At 45.7% G+C, this 25,961-nt stretch carries 21 protein-coding genes and 3 pseudogenes; 12 read left to right on the top strand and 12 right to left on the bottom strand.

The window, feature by feature from the left end; genetic code table 11:
• From DW830_RS16595 to DW830_RS10500, 5 genes and pseudogenes are all read left to right on the top strand, one after another.
• Nucleotides 1-204: pseudogene (locus DW830_RS16595) on the top strand (transposase); the annotation flags it as partial.
• Between the two features lie 284 nt (nucleotides 205-488).
• Nucleotides 489-1,502: an aspartate-semialdehyde dehydrogenase gene (locus DW830_RS10485; RefSeq protein ID WP_119249850.1), complete on the top strand. Its 1,014-nt coding sequence runs from the start codon at nucleotides 489-491 to the stop codon at nucleotides 1,500-1,502.
• Between the two features lie 4 nt (nucleotides 1,503-1,506).
• Nucleotides 1,507-2,823: an AAA family ATPase gene (locus DW830_RS10490; protein ID WP_119249851.1), complete on the top strand. Its 1,317-nt coding sequence runs from the start codon at nucleotides 1,507-1,509 to the stop codon at nucleotides 2,821-2,823.
• Between the two features lie 73 nt (nucleotides 2,824-2,896).
• On the top strand, nucleotides 2,897-3,397 hold the full coding sequence (locus DW830_RS10495; protein ID WP_119249852.1) for a C-GCAxxG-C-C family protein: 501 nt from the start codon (nucleotides 2,897-2,899) through the stop codon (nucleotides 3,395-3,397).
• Nucleotides 3,398-3,453: 56 nt separating this feature from the next.
• Nucleotides 3,454-5,109, top strand: coding sequence for a vWA domain-containing protein (locus tag DW830_RS10500; protein ID WP_119249853.1), 1,656 nt, complete (start codon nucleotides 3,454-3,456; stop codon nucleotides 5,107-5,109).
• Nucleotides 5,110-5,273: 164 nt separating this feature from the next.
• Here the strand turns inward: DW830_RS10500 and DW830_RS10505 are convergent, their stop codons facing one another.
• The 4 genes from DW830_RS10505 to DW830_RS10520 form a co-directional block, all read right to left on the bottom strand.
• Entirely contained in the window at nucleotides 5,274-6,263 is a 990-nt protein-coding gene (locus DW830_RS10505) for a TerC family protein (RefSeq protein ID WP_089544297.1), read from the bottom strand.
• Between the two features lie 450 nt (nucleotides 6,264-6,713).
• Nucleotides 6,714-7,178 carry a copper resistance protein NlpE gene (locus DW830_RS10510; protein WP_089544295.1) on the bottom strand — a complete coding sequence of 155 codons (465 nt, stop codon included), beginning with the start codon at nucleotides 7,176-7,178 and terminating at the stop codon, nucleotides 6,714-6,716.
• A gap of 100 nt (nucleotides 7,179-7,278) precedes the next feature.
• Nucleotides 7,279-7,572 (bottom strand): hypothetical protein, encoded by a 294-nt coding sequence (locus DW830_RS10515; RefSeq protein WP_117662123.1) that lies wholly within the window; start codon nucleotides 7,570-7,572, stop codon nucleotides 7,279-7,281.
• Between the two features lie 2 nt (nucleotides 7,573-7,574).
• Entirely contained in the window at nucleotides 7,575-9,230 is a 1,656-nt protein-coding gene (locus DW830_RS10520) for a carboxylesterase/lipase family protein (RefSeq protein WP_119249854.1), read from the bottom strand.
• Nucleotides 9,231-9,476: 246 nt separating this feature from the next.
• Here DW830_RS10520 and DW830_RS10525 point away from each other — a divergent pair, with 246 nt between their 5' ends.
• The 4 genes and pseudogenes from DW830_RS10525 to DW830_RS10545 all read left to right on the top strand — a co-directional run bounded on the left by DW830_RS10525 (nucleotide 9,477) and on the right by DW830_RS10545 (nucleotide 14,888).
• Entirely contained in the window at nucleotides 9,477-9,854 is a 378-nt protein-coding gene (locus DW830_RS10525; RefSeq protein ID WP_119249873.1) for an L-rhamnose mutarotase, read from the top strand.
• 10 nt (nucleotides 9,855-9,864) lie between these two features.
• Nucleotides 9,865-11,900: pseudogene (locus DW830_RS10530) on the top strand (family 20 glycosylhydrolase).
• Between the two features lie 294 nt (nucleotides 11,901-12,194).
• Nucleotides 12,195-13,088, top strand: a complete 894-nt coding sequence (locus DW830_RS10535; RefSeq protein ID WP_158573475.1) for a FimB/Mfa2 family fimbrial subunit — start codon at nucleotides 12,195-12,197, stop codon at nucleotides 13,086-13,088.
• 531 nt (nucleotides 13,089-13,619) lie between these two features.
• Nucleotides 13,620-14,888, top strand: a complete 1,269-nt coding sequence (locus DW830_RS10545; protein WP_119249856.1) for an ATP-binding protein — start codon at nucleotides 13,620-13,622, stop codon at nucleotides 14,886-14,888.
• 108 nt (nucleotides 14,889-14,996) lie between these two features.
• Here the strand turns inward: DW830_RS10545 and DW830_RS10550 are convergent, their stop codons facing one another.
• Together DW830_RS10550 and DW830_RS16600 are read right to left on the bottom strand one after the other, a co-directional pair.
• Complete coding sequence (locus DW830_RS10550; protein WP_233544482.1) at nucleotides 14,997-15,701, bottom strand: carbohydrate porin; 705 nt, start codon at nucleotides 15,699-15,701, stop codon at nucleotides 14,997-14,999.
• 5 nt (nucleotides 15,702-15,706) lie between these two features.
• On the bottom strand, nucleotides 15,707-15,937 hold the full coding sequence (locus tag DW830_RS16600; RefSeq protein ID WP_233544483.1) for a hypothetical protein: 231 nt from the start codon (nucleotides 15,935-15,937) through the stop codon (nucleotides 15,707-15,709).
• Nucleotides 15,938-16,295: 358 nt separating this feature from the next.
• Between DW830_RS16600 and DW830_RS10555 the strand changes: the two genes are divergently transcribed.
• Nucleotides 16,296-16,769, top strand: coding sequence for a PaaI family thioesterase (locus DW830_RS10555; protein ID WP_119249857.1), 474 nt, complete (start codon nucleotides 16,296-16,298; stop codon nucleotides 16,767-16,769).
• 69 nt (nucleotides 16,770-16,838) lie between these two features.
• Here DW830_RS10555 and DW830_RS10560 read toward each other — a convergent pair whose 3' ends face one another.
• The 4 genes and pseudogenes from DW830_RS10560 to DW830_RS10580 all read right to left on the bottom strand — a co-directional run bounded on the left by DW830_RS10560 (nucleotide 16,839) and on the right by DW830_RS10580 (nucleotide 22,738).
• Complete coding sequence (locus tag DW830_RS10560; RefSeq protein WP_119249858.1) at nucleotides 16,839-17,678, bottom strand: CPBP family intramembrane glutamic endopeptidase; 840 nt, start codon at nucleotides 17,676-17,678, stop codon at nucleotides 16,839-16,841.
• A 1,433-nt stretch (nucleotides 17,679-19,111) separates the two neighbouring features.
• Nucleotides 19,112-19,975, bottom strand: a complete 864-nt coding sequence (locus DW830_RS10570; protein ID WP_119249874.1) for an Rpn family recombination-promoting nuclease/putative transposase — start codon at nucleotides 19,973-19,975, stop codon at nucleotides 19,112-19,114.
• Nucleotides 19,976-20,077: 102 nt separating this feature from the next.
• Nucleotides 20,078-22,062: pseudogene (locus DW830_RS10575) on the bottom strand (heavy metal translocating P-type ATPase).
• A 238-nt stretch (nucleotides 22,063-22,300) separates the two neighbouring features.
• Nucleotides 22,301-22,738 carry an Hsp20/alpha crystallin family protein gene (locus DW830_RS10580; RefSeq protein WP_089544284.1) on the bottom strand — a complete coding sequence of 146 codons (438 nt, stop codon included), beginning with the start codon at nucleotides 22,736-22,738 and terminating at the stop codon, nucleotides 22,301-22,303.
• 332 nt (nucleotides 22,739-23,070) lie between these two features.
• Here DW830_RS10580 and DW830_RS10585 point away from each other — a divergent pair, with 332 nt between their 5' ends.
• Nucleotides 23,071-23,334, top strand: a complete 264-nt coding sequence (locus tag DW830_RS10585) for a hypothetical protein (protein WP_119249860.1) — start codon at nucleotides 23,071-23,073, stop codon at nucleotides 23,332-23,334.
• Nucleotides 23,331-23,747 (top strand): type II toxin-antitoxin system VapC family toxin, encoded by a 417-nt coding sequence (locus DW830_RS10590; RefSeq protein WP_119249861.1) that lies wholly within the window; start codon nucleotides 23,331-23,333, stop codon nucleotides 23,745-23,747. Before DW830_RS10585 ends, DW830_RS10590 begins: the two co-directional genes overlap by 4 nt.
• A gap of 48 nt (nucleotides 23,748-23,795) precedes the next feature.
• On the opposite strand, the gene DW830_RS10595 is transcribed toward DW830_RS10590, so the two are convergent.
• Both DW830_RS10595 and DW830_RS16605 read right to left on the bottom strand, forming a co-directional pair.
• On the bottom strand, nucleotides 23,796-24,620 hold the full coding sequence (locus DW830_RS10595; RefSeq protein WP_233544485.1) for an outer membrane beta-barrel protein: 825 nt from the start codon (nucleotides 24,618-24,620) through the stop codon (nucleotides 23,796-23,798).
• A complete protein-coding gene (locus DW830_RS16605) occupies nucleotides 24,506-25,843 on the bottom strand; it encodes a hypothetical protein (protein WP_233544484.1) in 1,338 nt (445 codons plus the stop codon). Before DW830_RS16605 ends, DW830_RS10595 begins: the two co-directional genes overlap by 115 nt.
• Between the last annotated feature and the right edge of the window lie 118 nt (nucleotides 25,844-25,961).

Below are 25,961 nucleotides of genomic sequence, written 5' to 3' on the forward strand. Positions count from 1 at the left end.
AATGCTTCGTTCACATCACTAAATGTTGCCAAGGTAACTATGAAGGAGATGGGAATGGAATATTCTATGTCTTCATTCAAGTCACTGATGACCAACATTTATCTGGTGAGACGAATTTTTAAAGCATGCGGGTACATCCCGAACCGAACTTTAATTAGCAAGATTTTCAAGGATCTCTCGTGCTTACAGCGTATAGCTGCTTAGCACATTATTGAATTATTAACGAACTATTGCTGTATATTCTTGCAGAAAAGTAAGCAAAGATGATAAAATTGCAGCAAAAAGCAATAATTTTTGGGATTTTATGCTTGATATTGTAGAAAAAGTCTTAACTTTGCAGCGGATTTGAGAGGATAAGCGGTTTTTGGCTGACAAAACGGTGAAAGATCATCGGGCTGGAAGATGAGAAATCATCGGGCTGGAAAGGAGCATCCCTTCTTTTCCATAAGATTCACTTATAACAACTTTATAAATTAAAAGATTCGATTATGAAAGTAGCAATTGTTGGTGCAAGTGGCGCAGTAGGACAGGAGTTTTTGCGTATCCTTGCTGAGAGAAATTTCCCTATGGATGATTTGGTGTTGTTTGGTTCTGAGCGTTCTGCCGGACGAAAATACAACTTCAAGGGAAAGGACTATGAGGTCAAACTTTTGCAGCATAACGATGACTTTAAAGATGTCGATATTGCTTTCACATCTGCTGGTGGCGGCACTTCTGAGGAGTTTGCCGAGACTATCACCAAGTATGGTGCCGTGATGATTGATAACTCTAGCGCATTCCGTATGTGCGACGACGTGCCTTTGGTTGTGCCTGAGGTAAATGCTGAGGATGCCTTGAACCGCCCTCGCAACATCATCGCCAACCCTAACTGTACCACCATCATGATGGTAGTAGTGTTGAAGCCTATCGATGACTTAAGCCATATCAAGAAGATTCATATTTCTTCTTACCAGAGTGCTTCAGGTGCTGGTGCTGCTGCCATGGCTGAACTTGAGCAGCAGTATAAGGATATCCTCGAGACTGGTAAGACTGAGCATATCAATAAGTTCCCTCATCAGTTGGCATATAATGTCATCCCACAGATTGACAAGATGACTCCTAACGATTATACCAAGGAGGAGATGAAGATGTTTAACGAGACCCGCAAGATCATGCACTCTGATGTTCGCACCAGTGCTACCTGCGTTCGCGTTTCTTCACTTCGTTCTCACTCTGAGAGTGTATGGTTCGAGACAGAGAAGCCATTGGCAGTAGAGGACATCCGCAAGGCTTTGGAGGCTGCTCCAGGCGTAACTGTAAAGGATGATGCCCAGAACTACGTTTATCCAATGCCATTGGAGAGCGCCGGTAAGGACGATGTATATGTAGGTCGTATCCGCAAGGATTTGGCTGATGACAATGGTAACACATTGTGGTTGACTGGCGACCAGATTCGTAAGGGTGCTGCCCTGAACGCAGTTCAGATTGCTGAGTACTTGATTAAGGTGGGCAACGTAAAGTAATTACATGCTGGAAAGATTCAAACTTTTGCTCCAGGAGATGAACCGGGGCATTTATGAAAAAAATACTGAAATTTCGCTCTCGCTCCTTGCCGCTCTGGCAGGCGAGAGCGTTATTCTTTTAGGACCTCCGGGTGTGGCGAAGAGTATGGTGGCCAGACAGTTGAAGACGGCGTTCAGGGATGCTCAGAGTTTTGAGTATCTGATGTCTCGATTCTCTACGCCCGATGAAATCTTCGGTCCGGTGAGCATTCAGAAACTGAAGACTTCGGATACTTACGAGCGTGCGGTGGAGGGTTATCTGCCTACTGCCGATGTGGTTTTCCTGGATGAAATCTGGAAGGCGGGTCCTGCTATCCAGAACACGCTCCTCACGGTGATTAATGAGAAAATCTTCAGAAATGGCAATCGCGAAATGCATCTTCCTCTGAAACTTCTCGTGGCGGCTAGTAATGAGTTGCCGGCTAAGGGAGAGGGACTGGAGGCGCTTTGGGACCGATTCGTTATCAGAATAGAAAGCCGACCGATTAAGCTGGAGAAGAATTTCCGTGCAATGCTGCTGGAATCTAATGAGTCTCACACGGATCTCACTGATTCCACGGATGAGGCTAATGTTATGTCCAAGAAGTCTTCTGTAAAGCAAATGCCAATGGGAGTAGAAACATCAGAAAGAGATTTGTTTATTTCTGAGAATACAAAGAAAAAATCTGTGAGATCTGTGAAATCCGTGTGCGATATAAGAATATCCCCTGAGGAGTATGCTGAATGGGCGGAGAAAATCTGTAAGATTGGCGTGAAGGAGGAGGTGCTTGATGCAATTTCCACCATCCGTAAATCTCTGAGAGCCGTGAATGTGGATGAGGCTGCCGAGCGCCGAAACATCTATGTGAGCGACCGCCGATGGAAAAATATCGTTCGTCTGCTTCGCACTTCTGCCTTTATGCAGGATAGGGAAGAGGTGGATATCTGCGACCTGCTTCCTATCTACCATTGTCTGTGGCAGGAACCGGAAGAGCGGGATGCTATCCGAAGCATCGTAATCCGGGCACTCTTTTCTCCTTTTGCAGAAAAACTGGTGGAGATGAAGAATGCGCTTGCCGAGGATATCAAGTATCATCGGGTTCGCAGAAATCCTGATGATGGCAGAGATTATGAGGGGGAAATCGAAACCCTTTCTGATGGCTTGACTTCGCTGGAAAGGCAGTTGGGCGAGAATCTCTTCGTGTCTTCGGATGATAAGGCTGAAATTTCGGCTTATCTCCGTGATTTCTATAAGGAGTTGGCGTTTACCCGACAGGATACGATGAAACTTTATGAGGCATAATACGATGAAACTTTATGAGGTTTAATCGCGCCTCCTGTTACTTATACATTATTATATTTAGAAGAACAAAAACATGATGAACGAACATATAACTTTATCTCCAGAGTTGGAGGCTCGTGTTCACCAGGCGGTGGAGAATTTTATGCAGGGCTATGGCTGTTGCCAGTCGGTGGTGGCTGCCTTTGCCGATTTGTATGGTCTTGATGATGAGATGGCAAAGCGCATTGGTGCTGGCTTCGGTGGTGGAGTTGGCAGAATGAGAATGATGTGTGGAGCCGTTTCGGGCATCGTGGTGCTCGTTGGCTTGGATTGCGGACAGACTGAGGGGGATGACCGCGAGGGTAAATCTGCATGCTACAAGGTGGTGCAGGATTTGTTAGCCAAATCGAAGGAGCAGAATGGCAGTATCATCTGTGCCGAGATTCTGGGCTTGAAGGGTCATGAAAAGGCGCAATCCAGCTATGTGGCTTCGGCAAGAACGGCAGAATACTACAAGTCTCGCCCTTGCGCAGCCAAAGTGGAGAGTGCCGCAAGAATCTTCGCAGAATATCTGATGGAGAAAGAGAAGGCTTAGTCTTCCTATAATATATAAGAAGCTTTTTACCAATTTGGTAAAAAATATCGAATAAGATGAAATACCAGAATAACAAGGACTTGGCGGAAGCACAGTATTACTTGAAGATGCTGGACGACTTCTGCAAATCGGGGCAGGTGAAGATTCCTGATCCGACAGGCGCAGCCATGCCTTGGGATTTGAAGGAAGACCCGCTGAAGGATTATCTCATTCATCTCTTTACCCTGAAAGTGACGATTCCGGAAACTGGTGAAGAGGTGCAGAAATTCATGCGTCAGGTGGTGAATAGTAAGATCAAGAGCAAGGTATTCTATGATTGTGTGGGAAAGTTCATCGTGGAATGTGTTCATCACATGCGATTCCAGCGCCAGCGTGCCTGGACCGAAAGTCATCGTGCTGATGATGTGCTCGACTGGGCTCCCTTTAAGAGAATGGATGAGCAGGTGTGGCTTCCGCTCATCGACCAGTTGGAGCAGGAACACCGGGAGGATGGATTCGATAAGTCTTTCTTCCTGAAACTGATGGCTGGCGATGGTGCTTCGAAACCGGAAAACTGGGAGCGACTGGTAAGAGACTGGAAGGTGTGCATCGACCATCAGGTATTGAAGAAACTGAAGGATTTTATCTCGCTCCGTCAGAATAACTTCGAAACGGGATTGGTTCGCATGATGGACCAGATAACCCGCAACATGAAGACGAAGGGCGTTTCGGAGCAGCGAGCCGTGCAGGCCTGGGAACTGATGACGAACGGATGGACGGAAACGGAGTTTGAACGCCGCCTGAACCAGGTGAAGATTCAGGATAAATATCCAGAAATCAAGGAGATTGTAGCGAAGATGGGGCGTGTGGCAGATGCCAACGGCAAAGATAGGCTCACTATCGCTTCGGGGGTGGAGATGAAGATGGAGCATTCCGCAGGAAGCGACATCGAGGGCATTACCGTGGGCGATGATCTCAACTCACTTCTTCCGTTGGAGTTGGCGCAATACAGCGACGAGGATATGGAGGGGCTTTTTATCTATAAGTATCGAACCCGCAGGCTCCAGACTTTCCGTTATAAGAGCGAAATGTCGAAGCCATCCCGCAAACTCGGCTTTACCCATGCTTCCCGAAAGGGTCCGATGATAGTCTGTCTGGATACTTCGGCGAGTATGTATGGAACGCCTGAAAGGATTTCTTCTACGCTGATTTCCCTGTTGGAAGAAACGGCAGAGGATTTGGAGCGGGATTGTTTTCTGATAGATTTCTCCGTGAGCACCCGTGCCATCGATTTGATGGCAAAGCGGAAGGCGGAGCGGTTGAAGAGGATTGGAATCACGGTTGTGGACTCTACAGAAATTCCCGATAATTCTGCAGATTTATCTTCTGATGGTCAGGCTCATACGGGTCGTGGTGTCAGGCGCCAGCCTACTACAACCCATCTTCCTTTTATAGGCGGTGGAACTTCGGCAAAGAAGATGATGAACCAGATGTTTGATTTGCTGGATAACGATGGTCTTCATTATGTGAATGCCGATGTGCTTTGGATTACGGATTTCCTGATTCCGAATCCGCCGCAGCAGATGTTGGCGAGATTTAAGGAGTATAAGGAAACGGGCACCAGGTTTTATGGCATCCGGATTGTTCGGGATGATGACAAGGAGCCGAATGAATGGAAGGATTATTTCAACCGGATTTACACTATAAAGTATAGACCGTTGAGGAGGTATTAGAAATATAAACAGTTCGCCCTGTAAAGGCAAAAACTTTGTACTTTCCAGGTACTTAAAAGCTTTTGCCCTTACAGGGCGACATTCTTGCTTATGCGTAAACCCAGGGCGGTGCCCTGGGCTAGGAGCTTCTGCCCTTTCAGGGCGTATTACTGCGTTTTGTGTTTTTAAGCTTCCTTTTTCTGCGGAATCACCACCGAAGCTCCGATGCTGACGAGCAATACGAGGATGATGAATACCAGCGAACTTACTGCATCAATCTCGAAGAAATCGTGGATGAGCATCTTTACACCGATGAACACCAGCAGCACGCTCACACCCACCTTCAAGTAGCGGAACTTATCGGCTATCGCTGCCAGCAGGAAGAAGAGGGCACGCAAGCCCAAGATGGCGAAGATGTTGGAGAAGAACACCACGAATGGGTCGAGCGAAACCGAGAATACGGCAGGAATGCTGTCGAATGCGAAAATCAGGTCGCAGAACTCGATGAACACCACCGTCATTACCAGAGGTCCCAGATGCAGACGTCGCTGCATGAACTTCACTACCGGATGATCCAAGGCATTGATTTCTTCCTTCTTGTTTCTGTTCAAGAACATCTTGGCGCCGCTGTAAACCAGGAATCCTCCGAATACGAGCAATATCCAGGCGAATCGGCTGATGAGGGCAGCACCCGCAAAGATGAAGACGAAGCGAAGCACGATGGCTCCCAGGATTCCCCAGTTCAATACGTGCTGGTAATCTTTCTTATCCACTCCAAACGAACTGAAGATCATCATCATCACGAAGAGATTATCCACTGAGAGCGTCTTCTCTATCAGATAACCCGAGATGTAAGAGATGGTCATGTAGTGGCGATATTGCTGCAGACTCCCTTCATAATCGTTCGGATCCAGTTTGAGATGAGAAGCATAGCGCGAGGCTATCAGCTTCAGGTCGTCGAAGTTCTCTATGCCGTGCACCATGTCGCCATGAAAGTAGATGAACACTGCGAAGGCGAGAGCGAGAATAATCCATACAGCCGTCCAGGAGCCGGCTTCCTTGATGGAAACCACATGCGCCTTTCGGTCGATGACCAGCATGTCTAATACGAGTATGGCGGCGATGAATATCACGAAGCCCACCAAAAACATCGATTCAGTAAAAACATGTTCCATTTTTCCTTATCTATTTTATATTATACCTAATTTCATAGTTGAATCTTCATATTCATTTCATCCGTTAGAAACGTGGGCGCAAAATTAGAAAAAATATCTGTAATAGCGGTAGTTCCGGCGAAAAACTTAATTGAATTTAACGTGAAAGACAGGAATGTAACAGCTTTGTAATACCTGTCGTATTGAATGTTACTCTTGATTTCTCGAAAAGTACACCTGATTTCCCGAAAAATCCCCTTCGTTCTCGTCGTTTTTTTTGTAATTTTGCATCATCTTTAATGATCATAGTCATATTTGATTCTGTGATTATAAGTAAAACTGACAATCTCGCCAACTGCCACAACGAAATTGGGTCAACTGCCACAACGCAAAGCACCCATCTCGTATTTCGGAAGCTGAAAAAGATGCTTTCTAGATATGAGATGGGTGCTTTTTTTAGATGTGAATAGCTTACTTCTTCTTGGTCAGCACATAGTGCTTAGCCATGGCGCCTTCAGGTTCAGTACCGAGCGAGTCGGTCATGATGAGGCTGTTGGCATCCTTCACCTTGAAGTAAGTAGTCTCGCCGCTGGATGGGCGGATGATTTCTACTACGTTGTTAGCCAATACCTTGAAGATACCGCTTGCTTCGTCGTGACCATCCTTGCGCTCCAGATAGTCGGCAGAATACTGATAGGTACTGTCGGCATTGAGCGTCAATACAGTCTTGATTCCTGGGCAATCGGCAGCAGGGAGAGTTCCCTCATAGGTGCCGGCGATGGAATCGAGCACGATATCGTTAGAATTGAGCGAATCATTTCCTGCATAGCTGAGGCTATCCTGATCAGCTCCCTGGCTATTTGTCTTCTTGCTATTGCAAGAGACAACTGACAATGCAGCGATAACGGCTGCAGTCAAAACTAATTTCTTTTTCATACTATACTGCTTTTTAAGTGAATTCTTTTCGCAAAAATACGCTTTTATCTGTTACGGGCAAACTTTTTGCATAGAATTTATAGAATATTATACTATTTTCTCAATTGATGATGATAGGCACAATCTCTTCCTCGTTGGGCCAATGCGGCAGATAGAGCAGCGGGCGAGGAGTTCCCCCCAAGCCCGTCCAGTCTATCTGTTTCACAAAGTCGAAATCGGGAGGACCGAAGTCGAAACTTCTTCCATAGAGAACGATGGCGCCCCTGCCTTCATCAATTTTCCATAAACCTCCGCCGTAGGTGCATTGCTCGCCTGGTGCCAGCATATCACGGTGAAGATAGACGTGGCCGAACTTCAGCACTCCGTCTCTATTGATGATGAATTTCTGAAACATCTCTATTTCTTCTCCCAGAACATTTTGTCGATGAAATCATAGCGTTTCTCCATCTGGGCATCAGACTTCACTTCTGTCTTTACATCTATCTGAAGTACAGGAGCAACTACCTTGCCATTGGTGGATGGCCACTCCGGCAGACCCAGACCATTTGGATTTCCGGTCTTCACGAAGTTGACATAATACTGGCTGAAGATGTCGCTGATCATGTAATCCTCAGGCTGCCAGTTGAACACGCGGTTGGTAGGCAAGGTACCCATAGCATATTCTATGTCGGCAGAGTGAACGGCACCCTTATCCTGTGGAGCAGGAGCTGCATCTTCCTTCGCATCTACCACGCCGCCAGCCAAAGCTGCCACCTTGCCCTTGATGGCCATTGCAGGACGAGGATGGCAATAGCGGTAGCGGTAAACTGGCTGTCCGCCGGTCAGCTTGTGCATGTTGCCCCACTTCCAGGTAGAATAATCCAGGAAGATATCCGAAGCCAGATTCACACCCGGCTGCTCCAACACATCCTTGTCGCTGTTGATTCCGTAAAGACGGAAGAGTTCATCGATGTTCTCTGACCCAAAGGTGGCCTTAGCGCCAGCCTTCAGATTCTCAACGGTAGGCTGTTTGCCCATCAATACCGCCCATGGAGTCATCTCCTGGTTGTTGCCACCAATGAGCAGAGGCACCTTGGTCTGCTCGCCCTTGGCGAAGACATCTACAGGCTGTTCTTTCATGAAATATCCGTCGATATTATAGACAGGAACCGCTCTTACTCCCGCCAGCTTCATCAGTTCCTCGGCAGGAAGGGCACGAAGCTCGTTGAGATTCTTCATTCCTATGTTCTTTTTCACCTTCTTGCCCGTTTTCTTGCCCATCTTCTCTGCGATTTTCTGGGCAAGCTGCACGCCTTTCTCTTCAGCTTCCTTCTGGGTGGCAATCTTCTTGAATCCCATCACCGAACCGCTGGAACCCATAGCCTGAGCAAAGAGTCCCTGGCAAAGAGGGGAAGCCATCAGGGCACTTACAGACATGGAACCAGCCGATTCGCCTACGATGGTGATGCGGTTAGGGTCTCCGCCGAAAGCCTCGATGTTATCCTTCACCCATTGGATGGCTGCCACCTGGTCCATGAATCCATAGTTGCCGGAACCCTTGTAGGATGTTTCCTTGGAGAGCTGTGGATGAGCGAAGAATCCGAAGATGCCCTCACGATAGTTGGCTGTGATGGAGATGATGCCCTTGCGCGCCATTGCATCGCCCGCATATCTAGGTTCGCTTCCGCTGCCAGCCATCAGTCCTCCGCCGTTGAAATAAATCAAAACCGGCAGATGCTCCTTCATGGTCTTTGCAGGAGTCCATATATTAAGGTATAGGCAATCCTCGCTGTTTGTCTTCGTGCCGAAGTTCATGTCTCCGAAGATAGGTTCCTGCATCGGGTTCGGTCCGAACTCCTTTGCCTCGCGCACGCCCTGCCATTTCTGGGCTGGCTGAGGAGCCTTCCAGCGGAGATTGCCCACAGGAGGGGCTGCAAATGGAATACCCTTGAAAACTGTGATGCCTGAGAGGTCTTTTCCTTCGAGAATACCTTCAGCTGTCTTCACCTGAGTTTGCGCCATCATTCCCATAGCAGGGAGCAGAAAGGCGATGGATAAAAGTAGTTTCTTCATATCGTAAATCTTTAGTTTCTTTTTATCTTATAGAATTGTTTTGTAAATCATAACTTGCATTTCTGCAATGATAATGCAAAAATAAACAAAATATCGGTAACTTGGCTTGTTTACCTCATTTTTTTTTCATATTTTTGCAGAAAATAAGCTGCGCTCGGCAATTTGTAAGCAAGCTTACATTGCGCTCGCTTGCATTATTTTTGCAGATAATATAATGTTTAATCTTTAAAACCCCTAATGATTATGATGAAAGGTTATGAACAGAAGAAGTATCCTGTAGCCACCAAGCGCTACGTGCAGTGGCTGGAGTTGGAATCTGATGAAGAGGCTATCCGCGAGTATCGCCGCCTGCATTCAGAAGGTGTGCAATGGAAGGAGATCCGTGACGGAATCCGACAGGTGGGAATCCTGGAGATGGAGATTTACATCTTCGGCAACCGCCTGGTGATGATTGTGGATGCTCCCGAAGATTTTGATTGGGACAAGAAAATGACAGAACTCGCCACCCTCCCTAGACAGGCAGAGTGGGAGGAAGTGGTAGGCAAGTTCCAGAAATGTGGAAAGGGTGCTACGAGTGATGAGAAGTGGCACATAATGGAGCGCATTTTTTATCTTTATGATTAAAACGGAAAATATGAAGAAAAACCTAAATGATTTCAAGCGTCTCTTGCTGACGGCTTGCTGTACTTTGGTGCTTTCGTGTGGCTGGGCAACGGTCAACGAAAAACCTTTTGTAATCCCTGAACTCAAGCAATGGAGCGGGGCAGAGGGAATGTTTACCCCATCGGGAAAATACGTGGTGAAGGGCGGAAAGAATGCCCAGAATGTGGCAAAACTCTTTGCTGCCGATTACCATGACCTGGTGGGAAAATCGCTCACACCTAAGACGGGGAAACCATCTGCCGGCGACATTGTGCTGGTGCTCCAATCTGATAAAAAATCAGCTCGGCAGCTCGGCAAGGAGGGCTATCGCCTCACCATCGGCGACGTAACTACCATCACGGCTTCTTCGGTAGAAGGACTGGTATGGGGAACCCGTACCGTGCTGCAGCTTTCAGAGCAGCAGCGCTCGGCTGGTTTCGTATTGCCTAAGGGTTCAACCCAGGATACGCCTGCCTATGGGCTGCGAGGCTTCATGATGGATTGCGGCAGAAAGTTCATCCCCATGTCTTATCTGCGATCGCTGGTCAAGATGATGTCTTATTACAAGATGAACACCCTGCAGCTTCATCTCAACGATAATGGATTCCTGCAGTTCTTCGGTAATGACTGGGCGAAGCTCAGGCTGCCTTCCGTCTGGAATGCGACACCTATCCGGGACTCACGGCTAAGGATGGCAGCTATTCCAAGGTTGAGTTCATCGAACTCCAGAAACTGGCAGAGCAGTATGGCGTCAACATCATCCCCGAGATAGATGTGCCTGCCCATTCGCTCGCCTTCACCCATTATAAGCCGGAAATCGGTTCCAAGGAATATGGCATGGATCATCTCGACCTCTTCAATCCCGAGACCTACAAGTTTGTGGATGGTCTCTTCAAGGAGTATCTGGAGGGCAAGAATCCTGTGTTCCGAGGCAAGGTGGTGCACATCGGTACCGATGAGTATTCCAATGCCAAGAAGGATGTGGTGGAGAAATTCCGCTACTTCACCGACCATTATATTAAATATGTAGAGTCGTTTGGCAAGCAGGCTGCCGTTTGGGGCGCACTTACTCATGCCAAGGGCGACACCAAGGTGAAGTCGGAGAACGTGATGATGCATTGCTGGTACAATGGTTATGCTGACCCGAAGGAGATGAAGCGCCAGGGCTACAAACTGGTGAGCATTCCTGACGGATTGGTTTACATCGTTCCGGCAGCAGGTTATTATTATGATTACCTGAATTGTCAGTATCTCTACGATTCATGGACTCCGGCGCAGATTGGCAACGAGAAGTTCGAGGAGAACGACCCGGCGATTCTCGGCGGTATGTTTGCCGTATGGAACGACCATGTGGGCAACGGCATTACGGTGAAGGATATTCACGACCGCCTGTTCCCTGCCCTGCAGACGCTGTCGGCAAAGTGCTGGACGGGTGCAGCCACCTCTTTCTCTTTTGAAGATTTCAATCGTCTTCGCCTTGCGCTCAGCGAGGCTCCTGCGGTTAACGAGGCAGCACGCTGGCAGAAGGGCAAGCAGCTCAGGATAGAGACATTGAACCCTGGTCAGACCACGGGCGAGAAAGAAGTGGGCTATGGCTATCGGGTGGAGTTCACCATCGAGGGAGCTGATGAGCTGAAGGGCACGGCGTTGTTCTCATCCGAAAATGCCACTTTCTATCTTGCCGACCCGGAAAGCGGCCAGCTTGGTTTTGCCCACGAGGGTTATCTCAACAAGTTCAACTACAGGGTAGAGAAGGGCAAGAAGGTTACTCTGGCGATTACGGGCGACAACAGGAAGACCTGTCTTTATGTAGATGGCAAGTTGCGCGAGGAGCTTGGTCCGCTCACCCTTTATGCGATGCAGCAGAAAGACCTGGCTACTTTCCAGAAGAGCGATGCTACAGCCACTCAGCCTATCGTGTATAATCCTTCGGCAAAGATGCACTATCAGCGCACGCTGGTGTTCCCACTCCAGAAGGCTGGCGAATTCAAGAGCCGGATTACGGGAGTGAAGGTGGAGCAGGAATAGTCTATAAGTGCCCATAAAAGCCCCTATTTGCTTAATCAGGTGAAAACTTCGTTAAGATAGTTGAAAAATAGGGGCTGAGGAGTACAACGTATTCAAAATTTTAGTAATTTTGCTTCAATACTACTACAGAAAAACAGCTAGCTGTATCAACTAGATGGTAATAGCAGACAATACCAGAATATTTCTGGCGTATTTCTTCAAAAATTAAAACCCATGAAGAAATGTTTAACTAAAAGCCTATGGCTTATTATTGCAGCCTTACTAGTAGTAAGTTGTAGTAAAGAAGATGGTGTGATGGATTCTTCATCACGAAGTGACAAACTGGAAGTTAGCTTCAACTTCTTTGAGAAATCTATCTCAGAAATTGAATCCAGAGCAGGTACTGATGACGTAGCGCAGGCAGCATCCCCTTGGATTACCCGTGCAGACACCGATGGGAAGAAGAACCTGAGTGAGTGCAAGCAGATTACTGAGTTGGAAGTAGCATTGTTTCCGGAAAATAAAGATACGATGTATATGGTAACCCAATTCTCTACCGACAAGAACTTCGGACAGGTGAAACTGTATGTGCCTAGAGGTAATTACAAGATGGTGGCTATCGCTGCTTCCACTGATACCCCTTCAAAAGACAACAAGGTCAGCATCAAATCAAAGACTGAGGTCGTCTTCCCGAAAAATGTGGTCACAGATATGTTTTATACCTATCAGGATATTGTCGTAAAAGATAGAGAAGAAAGCCAAAACTACGACTGCATTCTGAAACGTGGAGTAACCGAATTGCTGCTCGACAGCCGTCAGGAACCTCGCCCGGACTACATCAAGTCGTTCAAATATACGATTACCGGCAACTGCGGTAATGTCTTCAATCCATCTACGGGTCATTGCCTCAAGCAGGCAACCCTGACCAGGACATACGATGTCTCGGGCGATCGGTTAAAGGCAAAAAGATTCACTTTCAGCATCTATTTCTTCCTGGGTGAGGATGATGTTACGGATATCACGCTGACTACCCAGTCTATTGATACTGAAGATAAAGTGGCAAAAAATCTATCGTTCGAAACCGTCCACATGGTGAAAGGAAAGATGACCACCTATAAAGGTCCATTCCTCTCTACCCACTCTGCTGCATCATTCTTTATCGATTCGCCAACCATTCCAGGTTCCGGTTTCAATACCGAATTTGAATAAAAAAGCAAAAACGAAAAAGAGGGTGCGTCATAAGTCCATGACGCACCCTCTTTTTCGTTTTTACATAAATTGCCTTTATGCACTTATGACACACCTTGAATAAAATGAATGCTTTCACTCTTCTTTCATCTGTTTGTAATGCGATGGTAACATCCTTTATTATAAGAAAGAATAGAAAAGAAATGAAATGAATAAGGCTCTAATCGTATTCTCCTATTGATTACCCATTGTCTCTTCCGTCCTCTCTGCGGCTTTTTGGAAAAACGGGCGCCAGGTTCTGGCTGCAGCTGATGGGTTATACTTCCCTGGCGTGGTTGTCGAGATTCGCCATCGTTGTAGCCATTCTCGTAGCCTTCCATTGTCAGGGCAACAGGGCACTCTGGTTTTGCCGAAATGGATTTCTAAGAAAATAAGAGTGAAGCAGTCTTTGGGTCTTTGTTTTTTTTCGTCTATGGACGAAAAACTTGTTAAAAACAGAGATATTTTCGTCTTTGCACGAAAAAAATGCTATCTTTGCACAAAAAATCGAGTATGAACGAAAATATAGAATCAGTAAAGAAGTATAATCTTTGGTTTGGTAACACCATCGATTGCGGTTTTCCCCGTCCGCTTTATACCGAAAGTGTCGCTTCGTATCTTGGCAGCAAGGTGGTGAAGGTACTTACGGGACAGCGACGTGTGGGAAAAAGTTATATATTGCGTCAAACAGCCATACATCTTGTGCAGCAGGGTGTCAGTAGCAATAATATTGTCTTTATCAACCGTGAACTAACAGCGTTTGATTTTATAGAGAACTATAAAGATTTGGATAATTTTATCCGTTTGTACCGGGAGGAATTGAAACCTGAAGGACGAATTTATATCTTTATAGATGAAGTGCAGGATATTGATGGTTGGGAACGTGTAGTCAACTCGCTGTCTCAAGATTATACTGAAGATTACGAGATATTTATCACAGGTTCTAATTCTAAGATGTTCTCTGGAGAATTATCTACTCTTCTATCTGGTAGATATGTGGAATTTCACATATTCCCATTGTCTTACGAGGAATATGCGAGTATTCATCAGCTTCCTGCCGGCAGAGTGAGTTATTTGCAGTACATGGCGGATGGTGGTTATCCTGAACTTGTGCATTTCCAGTCTTCCGATGTAAAGCGTAACTATATTTCGGGATTGAAGGATACGGTATTACTGAAAGACATCATACGCAGATATACGATTCGCGATGTAAGACTGCTCGAAGATTTGTTTGCCTATCTGGTTAATAATTCTTCTAATCTTCTTTCTGTTACCAATATTACCAACTTCATAAAAAGCAAAGGACGCAAGACTTCGTATGATACTGTATCTCTATATTTGGGATATATAGAAGAAGTTTATCTTGCACATCGTGCTTTGCGCTATAATATCAAAGGGAAGGAGATTCTTTCTGGCAGTTGTAAATTCTATATGAACGATTTGTCGTTCAAGAATTATCTCTATGCCGGATTCGGATATGGAGCGGGGTATTTGTTGGAGAATCTCGTTTATCTAGATCTGTTACGGCATGGATATGATGTATATGTGGGGAGTATTAAGGATAAAGAGGTTGATTTCGTTGCCATCAAGAATGATCGTATCATCTATGTGCAAGCCACTTATATGCTTGTAGATGAGCAGACAATAGAGCGTGAATATGCTCCGTTGGAATGTATAGCAGATAACTATGAAAAAGTAGTAGTATCGCTTGACGATCTTCAGTTGCCTTCTCGCAAAGGCATTACGCATGTGAGGGCATGGGAATTATCTCAGATGTTATAGTTTCATTCCGAATAGTAGGTAGCTGCTGTTTTATCATATAAAAAGTGTACATCATTTTACTTCTAAAAGCTAAAATAATATACACTTTTTGCAAATTATCTCTTTACTTTAGAAACAGACATTGAGTCGGGCACTAAGAGCCGTGAAATCTCCATTGTCGTTTTTGATGTACTGGAACGATGGCTGAAGGGAGATGGATTCCGTTAGCTGTCTTTTCCATGTTACTTCCAACGAATATTCCGAACCCTGCTGGAAGCGGGCGTACTGGCCCGACAATCCGCATTCGTTCTTTTCGTCTTGATAGGCGCCGCCCAGTTCTGCGTATCGGTAGCAGGCATTCTGATGATGGGTATTCTCGGAATACTGCACCATGCACGAAATGTTTTTGTCGCCAGCCTTCCATACACTCTGCTCTCCGTAAATCCACCAGGCACAGGTGACCTTGCCTTTGGATTCATCGGCAGAAACCATTTCGCCATCTTCGTTAATCGGATATTGACGGGTATGGACGGCAGCACCCGCAAAATATTTTCCACCTTTATGTTCATACTCCAACTGCGACATGTTGAAGATTCCATCCTTCTTCGGGCGAACCAGGAAAGGATTGTCGTGGGCTTTCCTGCCATTATATCCTGCACCGTTATACAGACTGTTTCTGAAAGTCCATCCACCCTTGGTTACATCAAAGTAAAGGGTCAGCCCCGAATACGGATAGTTGGCTATCGGATAGCTGGATGCAACAGTAGGGAAGATTCCCTCTGAACTGTTCTGGAAAAGTGCCGTAACATCAGAGGTAAAGAAATCTTCGTTCACGTTTCTCACACCACAAACAGATGGCCCGAATTCCACTCGTGCATGTAGCCCAGCACGGCAAGTATGGCGAAGTTATTGTCTGCATCTATGTTCGAAAATCCCTGCCAGTCATCAATAATGCCATCGTTGGTCTTTGCCACATGCAGCGTTGCCGCCTCGAACGAATCCTTTCCTTTTCCTATCGGAACACTCAGTTCCAATCTCAGCTGATTGATCAGATTCGTATTTTTGTTCATGTCCCATTGCCATTCAGAAATATATTGTCCGTTAAAGCTCTGTGCATAAGCAAGGCAAATATTGATGCATCCTAAAATAATAAAAATAATTCTCTTCATTTCTTCATGTTTTTGTATAATCTTCATGCTGCAAAGGTACAGAATATTTTTATATCCTGCAATACTTATTAGTATTTTTATTTCTTCTAAATAAAAGAACTTTCTTTATTATCCCCATTTCTAGGTATTTATTATGGAAAATTAACCGTAATATATTTAAAAATCTTTGCCTTATCAGATATTATTCGTACCTTTGCGTGGTCTTTTAAACAGTTTATACGGTTTAATCAGTAAGAAATCAGTTTAATCAATTAGAAAAATGAAGAAGATATTAAATCCATATTTGAACAAGGAGGGTTACAACTGCGTTTGCTGTGCCCCCAACAATCCCGTAGGATTGCATCTTGAGTTTTGGGAAGAGGGTGAGGATGTGCTTACCGTCTGGAATCCCGGTGAGAATTACCAGGGCTGGATCAACACCCTGCATGGCGGAATCATCAGTATGCTGATGGATGAAGTGGCAGGCTGGGTCATCAACCGCAAACTGCAGACCACAGGTGTGACGATGCAGCTCAACGTGAAATACAAGAAGCCTGTGATGACCACCGATTCGCAGATTACGGTGCGTGGTCACATCGCCAGTCTGCGCCGCAACATCGTCACCATCCACCTGACTCTCGAGAACTCCCAAGGCGAGGTTTGTGATGAGGGCGAAGCTATCTACTTCACCTTCGGTCCTGATAAAGCCAAGGAGATGGGATTCGACAGCTGCAAGGTAGAAGGGGAGGAATAATTCTCCCCTTATGGAGAGGAATTTGATAAGGAAGCCTTTCTTATGAAGACTTCCTTTTATGAAGTCTCTTTACGATGCAGCAGCAGTCTTCTTGTTGAAGAGCCAAATCGACAGGATGATGATTGCGATGCTTACAAGGCTGAGGCTTGCTTCCATCATTGGAGTGCTGGCGATGTAAGTATCGTAGCATTCTTCAGGAATCAGGCAGAGCGTATTGTTGGTGATGTGAATGATGATGCCCGGAATCAAACTCTTGGTTCGGTAACACATCCACGCCATGACGATTCCCAGAATGATGGGTCCAGGAATCTGTGCCGGGTTGAGATGGATGAGCCCGAACATGATGCTTGAGCCGATGATAGCATACCAGGGACTGATGTTCCATTTCAGCATCTTTCGCATCATCAATCCGCGGAAGAGGTATTCTTCGGCTATAGGAGCAATGATGCAGAGCACCAGGATTCCAATCGGATTATGTGCCAGGTTAACAATTTCCTGCTCCATGTAATCAGGCAAATCCATGAAACTTTCTAAAACACTCATAGGAATGGCCTGGAACAGTCCCACCAAGAAAACCAGCAAGAAGATGATTGCCTTAGGCTTCTGCTGAATCTTTTCCAGGCGAACACGCAGGTGGAATTTCTTCCGGCATTTATGAATCATATATAGCTCTGCAGCCAGCATATAAATTGCCATGGCCCATGCAGAACTATTGATGGTTGTCTTCGTCAGGAATTCGATAAATTCGCAGCTCAAAGCTGCTGCAATGCCAACCGGAAAGGCTGCAAGCATGGACATCAGATAGACGTAGATGGCACTTCTGGTGCCAGGCCATGCACGATACTGAAACCATCCCTTGGTTCCGTTTCTTCCCTTTGACAGGATTGCTGAAAGTTTTTCTTTTCCCATAAAGCTGTAGTTGTTTTGTTTGTTTCTGAAATCTTATCGTTTGTAGAGATGCTGCCAACGAGCACAATGAAAGCTTACTTTCAGATTGCCGAGTGCTGCAAATCTGGGGACAAAGGTATAATAAAATCCTGGCTTGTTGGGTTAAGTGCATGTTATTTTTATGTTAAAATACCGACACCCTCAGAGAAGTATAGTTTTGTTTGATCATGCTCTGTCTGCGTTTAAGAGTTCATTAAAATCACAACTACCCGGAAAGTCGTTCTCTGCCCATTTTGTGGTCTTCATAGATGACCGGCGTCTGCCATCTATTAAGACCAGCCTCGGTCTTCATAGATGACCGACTTTTGGCACAAGAAGACTGTTCTTTCGATTGCCGGTGCAAAGGTACAAAAAATCTAAGCAGAAAGCAAGCTTTTTCCCGTAGAATGTTGGAAGATAGTGTGTAAGTGACTGATATGTAGGAGTATAAGTATTTTTGATTTTTACATCTGATTGCAAAAGCTATCTTGGATTGCTTTTGATGATTGAAAAGCGGAAGAAGAGAAAAGTGTCATTAAGGGTCAGTGTCATTAAGGGTCATTTTCATTTTCGGGGCGCAAAAGTCATATATAGTATTATATAAATATTTATATTATACTATGGCTCAAAATGACATTTGTATTTTCAAAATGACCCTTAATGACACTGACCCTTAATGACACGATAGAGCATCTGAAAGTTATTCTGAAAGGATGCGATTTTGATTGTATCGTGTTGATAATCAATTTGATAGTTGCTGGTTGTACTGTTCAGACTCCCTCGTTTAATGCTATTAAAACGCACGGAATCGCCTTCGCTCTACCCAAGCTTTTCGTGCTGTTTTACGAGAATCTTGACAAAAATATATCAAGAAATTCCTTGTTTTACCCCTTTCATCCTACCTTTTATCCCTCTTATTTTTGTCTTCAGAAGAGGTGAAAAGTGCCATCGGAACCACTTTTTCTTACTTCTAAGGGTATTTTTCTCATCCTTTCTCTGTAAAAAAAATCCGGCCTTTCTTGTCATTTTTGCTTGAATAATGTGATTTTCTGTTGACGATGGAGTCTGGCTATTTAGGGGATAAGGTCGTTAAGGTCATTAAGGTCAAGGTCATTATCGGTCATTAAGGTTTTCCAATCCCTTAAAAGTCCTTTACGGTTTATCATGAAAATCACCTTTACTAAAAAAGGGTGGTTTATGGGGTAAAATCCATGTTTTATAAGGGTAAAATACAGTTTTTTTCGGAAAAGTGTGGTTTTCAGCCCCTATTTTCGTAGGAAAAGTGTAGTTTTTTAGCCCTTGTTTTTATAGGAAAAGTGTAGTTTTTAACTATTGATTTATAGGAAAAGTGTGTTGTCTATATTTATAAAAGAGACTTCTTGGTTTGAATGCCAAGAAGTCTCATAAATCAATTTTTAAAAGCCAGTTCTTATTTTCTGAATTTCCTCCAGTGGAAGCTCTGTGGCCGTTGATACTTGTGCTTCAGAAAGCCCCATTGACAAAAGGCGGTAAGCTGTGGCTATCTTTTCTTTTGCCATTCCTTTCGCCATTCCTTTTTGCATTCCTCTCTTCTCATCAAACTTTCTGGTGGCATATATATCACGCATATTCTTGATGTCCTCGTCATAAAGCTCAAGTTCCTCGCGGGAGAGCTTGCGGAGGTCGCCTATCTCTGCCAACTTACGGAAGACTGGATACTTCTCGCTGAATGGCATCTGCTCAAACATGTTCATATTCTTCATTATATAAATCCAACAATCAAATATATCCATACACTCTGCCTCCGTATGCTTGTCGAACAGCGGCAACTGGAGGTACACAATACGCATCCTGTCGGACACTCGCTGGTGTGTTTGCAAATCGGTAAGCACCAGGTCGGTACGAAACTCCTTTAGCATTGGACTCACCGACACAAAGTCCATGAAACACACCGTATAGACTGGAGTCAAGTGATAGTCCCAGATTCCACGAACGCCCTGCTGCACGATGGCACGTGCCGTGTAATACAATGCCCTGTCGGCAAAGTATTCCTGTTCTTTCTTCTGCATCTCGACGATGACATGCTTGCCTTCGTTTGTGACGCAATAGACATCGAAGACCACACCGCGGTCACCGGGGCGCAAGCCAAGTTTTTCGGTCTTGGCAAACGTCACGTCCTTGATTACCAACTCGTCTTCAAACAGTCCGTTGAGGAATGTTATCAGGCATTCTTTCGTGTCTTCGCTTCCAAAGATTCGCTTGAAAGCCCAATCGACACGTGGGTCTATAAATCTTGCCATCTTCTTACGTTTTATAAGGTCGTGGACGCAATATTGCATTTCTGCTGCGAAGATACACTTTTTTGTTGAAACTGCCAAGAAATTCTAGAATTTTCTTTCATTTTACGCCAGTCTCAACCTCAGCGAATTAAGCACTACGCTTACGCTGGAGAAGGCCATCAGGCACTTGCCCACATTGGGGTTATCTGGAAATCAATGCCGAAGATATGAAGGGCTCCGGCTGCCAGCGGGATGCAGATGATGTTGTAGATGAACGCCCAGAAGAGATTCTGCCAAATCATGTGAACCGTCTTCTTGCTCAGTTTTACGGCTTCCGGAAGTGCCAGCAGGTCGTCGCTCATCAGCGTAATCTGCGCCACATCCATCGCCACATCCGTTCCCTTTCCTATCGCCATGCTCACGTTGGCAAGGGCCAGAGCCTGGGTGTCGTTGATTCCGTCGCCCACCATCGCTACCTGCTTGCCTTCGTCCTGAAGTTTCTTTACCAATGCCTGCTTGTCGCCAGGCAGCACCTTGCTCTGGTAATGCCTGATGCCGGCTTTCTCTGCCCAGTAGTGAGCCGCTTCCTCCTTGTCGCCACTCATCATATAGACTTCTATTCCCTTTTCCTGCAACTGCTTCATCGCTTCCTGGGCATGCGGCTTGAGGGTCTCTCTCGTCTCCAGATCCAAATCCTCCTGTTTGGTGAAATCGATGTTCTGGTTAGGAATGGTGAGGGTGCCGGTCTTGTCGATGACGAGGGCGTTGATCTTGTGGAGATTCTCCAGCGCCGACGCATCCTTGATAAGGATTTGCTTCTGCGCCGCCTTGCCGATGCCCACCATCAGAGCGGTAGGAGTAGCTAAGCCCATGGCGCATGGACAGGCAATGACCAATACGGCTACGGCTGAGAGAATGGCCTGCGGAAGTGCTGCGTTGCCGCCTATCAGCCACCATGTTAAAAAGGTGATGAGGGCGATGGCTGCCACGGCTGGAACGAAAATCAGAGCCGCCTTATCCACGATGCGCTGCACGGGTGCCTTACTGCCCTGCGCCTCCTGAACCATGCGGATGATGTGTGCCAGGGCGGTGTTCTCGCCAATCTGCTTGGCTCTCATGCGGAGCTTTCCCTGACTCGGAATGGTGCCAGCCAGCACGTTGTCGCCTGCCTTTTTCATCGCCGGAGTCGGTTCGCCGCTGATCATCGCTTCATCTACATAGGCAGCATCGGGAGTCATGAAACTCTCAGCCAGGGTAACCACGCCATCCACCGGAATCTTCTCGCCGGCTCTTACCTCTATCATGTCGCCTATCTGAATGGTGGAAATCGGCACTTCCTCCATCTTGTAGTCGTTGGTGCCTTCTATCTTCTCGTAAGTCACCAGTCGGGCGGTTTTCGGCTGCATTCCCATCAGTTGTCGGATGCTGCTCGCCGTACTGTCCTTTGCCTTTTCTTCCAGGCATCTGCCGGTCAGCACGAAGGTGATGATCATCACGGAAGCATCGAAATAAGTGTGCCATTCTATGCCTCTCGCTCCCCATACCATTTCTCCGAAGAAGGTGTTGAAGGTGCTGAAGAGGAAGGCGATGAGGGTGCTGAGTGCCACGAGCGAATCCATGTTTGCCGTATGATGCAAGAGCTGTTTCCAGGCGGAAACATAAAACTGTTTGCCGCAGTAGAGCAGGTTGGCGAGTGCCAGGAGCAGACAAATCTGATTGGCGAAGGAACTCGAATGATGAGTCGAGGCAACGCCATCTGAAATCATATTCTGTTCCATGCCCAGGGAAATCCAGCCCATGGAGAAACACATGGTCAGGATGGCGAAGAGCCAGGAAGCCAGGGTTCTGCGACGCAGGAGAGTGAACTCTCGGCGATTGATTTCCTCCACGCTTCTGTCGTTTTCGATGACGAGGTCGTATCCGGCGTTGCTGATTTCCCGTTTCATATCTTCCAGAGAAATGATGTCGGGGTTATAATCTACCAGGGCTGTTCGGCTCGCCAGGGAAACCGAGGCGGAGTTGATGCCTTCTAGCGATTGCAGTTTCTTTTCAACATTGGCAGAGCATACGCTGCAAGCCATGCCTATTACAGGAATTGTTTTCTTCATCTGTTTCTTATATAAATGTTCTGAATACTATAAGCAGAAGCTTTGATATCTGCTCTTCAGCCTGCAAAATTACATATTATTTATGACCCCCGCAAGATTTATGGAAGAAATATCCCGATGGATAGATGAAAATCACAATAATAAGGTAGATGAAAAATGTGATGATTCAGGTAGGGGAACAAAAAAAGGCAGGTTCCAAATTGCCTTGGAATCTGCCTCAATCATTTATGGGAGATGATTATTTGACTTCGATATTCTTGGTAGCCTTAGCCTCCTCCTTAGGAGCAAGCTTTGGAATCTCAACCTCAAGAACACCATCAGCTACCTTAGCTGAAATCTTCTCACGGTCAGCGTCCTCAGGGAGTGTGTAGCTCTGCTGATAGTTGCTGTAAGAGAACTCGCGGCGCAGATAGTGCTCGTGCTTATCTTCATCCTTATGTTCCATCTTGTTCTCGATAGCCACATTCAGGTTGCCATCGTTATCGATGTTGATGCGAACCCATTCCTTCTTCAGTCCAGGGGCTGCAATCTCCATCTGGTAAGCTTTCTCGGTCTCCTTTACGTTAATGGCAGGAGCGGTAGCATTCATACGTGGCATCATGTCGGTGTTGAAGAATGCATCATCAAAGAAGTTACTCAACCAATCTGAATTATTATTTCTACGTGCTAACAACATAATTAAAACCTCCAATTTTATTTTACTCATCCTCTCGGTTCCTTGCGGCCCCGTCGGGATTTCTGCTTGTTATTTATTTATCTGTTCTTTTCGATTGCCTCCGCCTCGAAACTCCGTTATCCTTTCGAACTCCTTCATCTTTTGGCTTCAGCTTTCACTCTTATGTTGAGCAACTTGCGTGCCAGCGTCGGATTGATGACAATATTGGCAGCAAAGTATAATTAATTTAAACTTTGCTGCCAAAATGGGAGGCGACCTAAAAAAACTCCCCAAAAAGTTTGGAAGTTATGATAATTCTGTGTATTTTTGCAGTGTTTTAAAAGATAAATCGTATGACAACATTAGCAATAAATAAATTATGGAGTTTTTTGCAGTCTTTGTCTATGACTGCGAGCAATGAACGTTGGCTTGCTGAACGTTTGTTGGAATCTGCTGATGCAAAGACTAAGCTACTTGAAGGAGAAAAAACTTCAAGCAAATGGGCTAATTATCCACTTTCTCCTGAAATTGTGGAAATGACTTTGAAAAATCGGAAGAACGTATCTGATGATATAGATGAAACTTTGTATTCTGCAATGGAGGAAAAGTACAGATGAAGGTTTTTCTAGATACTAATATCATCATTGATTTTTATGATAAGCGGGGTGAGTTTTATTATCCTGCAGCAATCATCTTTGATTTAGCGTATAAAGGCAAAATACAGTTATATGTGTCGGCAACCACTTTTGTCAATGCATTCTTCTTACTCAGAAAATCTTATCCTTCTTCTGAATTGTATCATACTATGCGAGGGCTTGCATCAATATGCGAGATAACTGATGTGAATAAAGGTATGATAAAGAAATGCTTGGAAGAAGAGAGAAAGGATTTTGAGGATAGTGTCCAATACGAATCAGCCTTGCTTCATCAGGTGGATGTGATTATTACTAGAAACGTAAAAGATTTCAAGGGATTTGCTGATAATGTGCAGACTCCAAATGAATTCTTGGAAACAATTCTCAATAACTAACAGAAAAGCTCGCCAGGATTTTGATGGTCTTGGCGAGCTTTTCTTCTTTTATTTCCCGAATCTAGAAGTATCTACTTCTTCATGTTGCTTGGCCTTGTAGCCTCCAAAACGATAAGTGAGGGAGAGGCTGAAGATTCTGCCAAAGTACATATTGTTGATGACGTGCTGACCTCTGTAGGTGTCGTGCAGATGGTTGTCGCCTGTCTCGAAGATGTCGTTGCAGTAGGCTTTCAGCTGGAGTTTATCGTCCTTGAGAGGCTTCCAGGTGAGGGCAGCGTTGAGATAGCCTGAGGCTGGGATGTCAATGATTCCTTGGATGGCGTCGGTACGGACGGAAGCATCGAGGTTGAGAAGCACATGCTTGCCAAAAAGAAAAGTACCGTTCCACTGGGCTTGACAGAACCATTTGCTGCGGTCGAATGGAAGATCATAGAAGTGGGAATTCTTGTCGTTCTGATATACGCCAGTGAAAGTAAGGCGATTCTGCCACCAGTTGCCTATGTTGATTGGGGTTGTGAGCATCAAGCCTACCTGGTTTACATAGTCGAAGTTGACATGCTTGTATTCCATCTCCTTCTTCTCGTCGCTCTGGTAAGGAAGCTGACGAAATTCATCTTTCGAGTTGTTGAAGAAGAGACTTGCCACGTATCTGCTGTGCAGAATATAGGTAAGCGAGAGGCTGAGGTCTCGTGATGGCTTCAACGTCGGGTTTCCAACAATCTTTCCATATCCGCCCGCATTATAGGTGGTGAAGTCCTTCACCGACCAATAGGTAGGGTAGTCTCTGTCGCAATCCAAGTCGAATTGGATGATGTGTCCAGCTTTTGGAAGATAGGTGATGGAGAGTGTAGGGAAGAGGTTCCACTCATCCAGATTGGGGTGTGGTAATATTCTTCCATGAGCGATGCTTCCATCGTGAGTTTTTGTCCGAATGACTTGCTGGCTCCGATGTAGAAACACATTTGATCTTCGTTTTGAATGGTGTTGCCATAAGAAGACTTGTTGTTGTTTTCCTGCGAACTCTTGTCTCTTGATGTGGTGTAATTGATGCCGTAGTTCAAGTCCCAGTCTTTTCCTAAGTCGTGCTCCTGCTTGAGGTAAGCGTGCCATTTGTCGATTCGCTGCTGGCTTGTGATGTCGTAAATCTCATCGTAGAGACTGCTTTTTAGCCATTGTTCATCCGGTGAATTATAATAGGTGTATTCTGCTCCAGCCGAGAAACCGAATGGTGTGGAGTAATCCAGGCGGAAGTTGTGAAACTGACTCTTGGCATGGATTCTGAGAAGGGATGTGAAATCGCCATCATCCTCTGACGTTCCTCTCGTGTTATTGAGTTGTGAGGTGTAGGCAAAGCTGAGCTGATGATTTTTCGCCAGATGATAGTTGATGCCCAGTCGGATGTTGTGGTTGAGATGGCGTTTGATATTGTCGCTATGTGTAGAGAAGGCATAGGAAGTGCCATCAGTCAAGGTGTGGGCAAACTCATTTTCATAGTAATAATATCTCTTGCCATGACCGAAAGAATAGAGCATGTCTATTTCCCATTTCTTGTTGGTGAAGAGCAAGGAGGCGCGCTCTGTGTAACTGTTGCGGTTCTGGTGGGTGTAGCCGCCGAAGAGCTCGCCTTGCAGGGAGTGAAAGCCTGTGTTGTGCTTCAGCAGGAGGTTGATGACCTGTCCCTTTACCTGATAGCGGGCTGGGGCTGAATAGATGACTTCAGCGTTGGCGATGCGGCTGGTAGGAATCGTTTTCAGAAGCGAATAGAGCTGCTCGCTCGTCATGGTGGTAGCCTTGCCGTCTATCATCACGGTTACGGATTGGGCGTTGAGGGTCAAGGCTTCATCCTGTTCGCTCACGCCAGGCAGTTGCTTGATGGCTTCATAGGCATTATCCACCGGATGGTTTTTGATGAGTTGAGGCAGGTCATAGGTCAATGCTGCTCCTTTCACCTTTACGATAGGTCGTTTGCCTTTTACCATCACATCGGGGAGGGAATGGATGATGCTGTCCATTCTCAGGGAATCATTTCTGTTTCCTTGTGCCCAGCCGGCAAGACTAATGGCCAGGCAAGCGCTTAATATAGCCAATCTTTTCATATTCTTCTTATCTTTTTATCGTTCTTTCGGAAAAAAACTCCCGATTTCGGTTGCAAAAGTACTGTAAAAATCTCGTGTCAGCAAGGGATTTTGATTATCAAGTCTTATCAGAAGTGTT

The organism is Prevotella sp. AM34-19LB (assembly GCF_003468525.1).
Lineage (GTDB): Bacteria > Bacteroidota > Bacteroidia > Bacteroidales > Bacteroidaceae > Prevotella.

Bases quoted from the DNA above. Each gene is read 5' to 3' on its own strand.
- DW830_RS10525 (WP_119249873.1), top strand. From the start codon at position 9,477: ATGAAAGGTTATGAACAGAAGAAGTATCCTGTAGCCACCAAGCGCTAC.
- DW830_RS10535 (WP_158573475.1), top strand. From the start codon at position 12,195: ATGGATTCTTCATCACGAAGTGACAAACTGGAAGTTAGCTTCAACTTC.
- DW830_RS10555 (WP_119249857.1), top strand. From the start codon at position 16,296: ATGAAGAAGATATTAAATCCATATTTGAACAAGGAGGGTTACAACTGC.
- DW830_RS10520 (WP_119249854.1), bottom strand. From the start codon at position 9,230: ATGAAGAAACTACTTTTATCCATCGCCTTTCTGCTCCCTGCTATGGGA.
- DW830_RS10510 (WP_089544295.1), bottom strand. From the start codon at position 7,178: ATGAAAAAGAAATTAGTTTTGACTGCAGCCGTTATCGCTGCATTGTCA.
- DW830_RS10590 (WP_119249861.1), top strand. From the start codon at position 23,331: ATGAAGGTTTTTCTAGATACTAATATCATCATTGATTTTTATGATAAG.
- DW830_RS10560 (WP_119249858.1), bottom strand. From the start codon at position 17,678: ATGGGAAAAGAAAAACTTTCAGCAATCCTGTCAAAGGGAAGAAACGGA.
- DW830_RS10585 (WP_119249860.1), top strand. From the start codon at position 23,071: ATGACAACATTAGCAATAAATAAATTATGGAGTTTTTTGCAGTCTTTG.
- DW830_RS10505 (WP_089544297.1), bottom strand. From the start codon at position 6,263: ATGGAACATGTTTTTACTGAATCGATGTTTTTGGTGGGCTTCGTGATA.
- DW830_RS10570 (WP_119249874.1), bottom strand. From the start codon at position 19,975: ATGGCAAGATTTATAGACCCACGTGTCGATTGGGCTTTCAAGCGAATC.
- DW830_RS10495 (WP_119249852.1), top strand. From the start codon at position 2,897: ATGATGAACGAACATATAACTTTATCTCCAGAGTTGGAGGCTCGTGTT.
- DW830_RS10580 (WP_089544284.1), bottom strand. From the start codon at position 22,738: ATGTTGTTAGCACGTAGAAATAATAATTCAGATTGGTTGAGTAACTTC.
- DW830_RS10500 (WP_119249853.1), top strand. From the start codon at position 3,454: ATGAAATACCAGAATAACAAGGACTTGGCGGAAGCACAGTATTACTTG.
- DW830_RS16600 (WP_233544483.1), bottom strand. From the start codon at position 15,937: ATGAACAAAAATACGAATCTGATCAATCAGCTGAGATTGGAACTGAGT.
- DW830_RS10515 (WP_117662123.1), bottom strand. From the start codon at position 7,572: ATGTTTCAGAAATTCATCATCAATAGAGACGGAGTGCTGAAGTTCGGC.
- DW830_RS10545 (WP_119249856.1), top strand. From the start codon at position 13,620: ATGAACGAAAATATAGAATCAGTAAAGAAGTATAATCTTTGGTTTGGT.
- DW830_RS10485 (WP_119249850.1), top strand. From the start codon at position 489: ATGAAAGTAGCAATTGTTGGTGCAAGTGGCGCAGTAGGACAGGAGTTT.
- DW830_RS10490 (WP_119249851.1), top strand. From the start codon at position 1,507: ATGCTGGAAAGATTCAAACTTTTGCTCCAGGAGATGAACCGGGGCATT.
- DW830_RS16605 (WP_233544484.1), bottom strand. From the start codon at position 25,843: ATGAAAAGATTGGCTATATTAAGCGCTTGCCTGGCCATTAGTCTTGCC.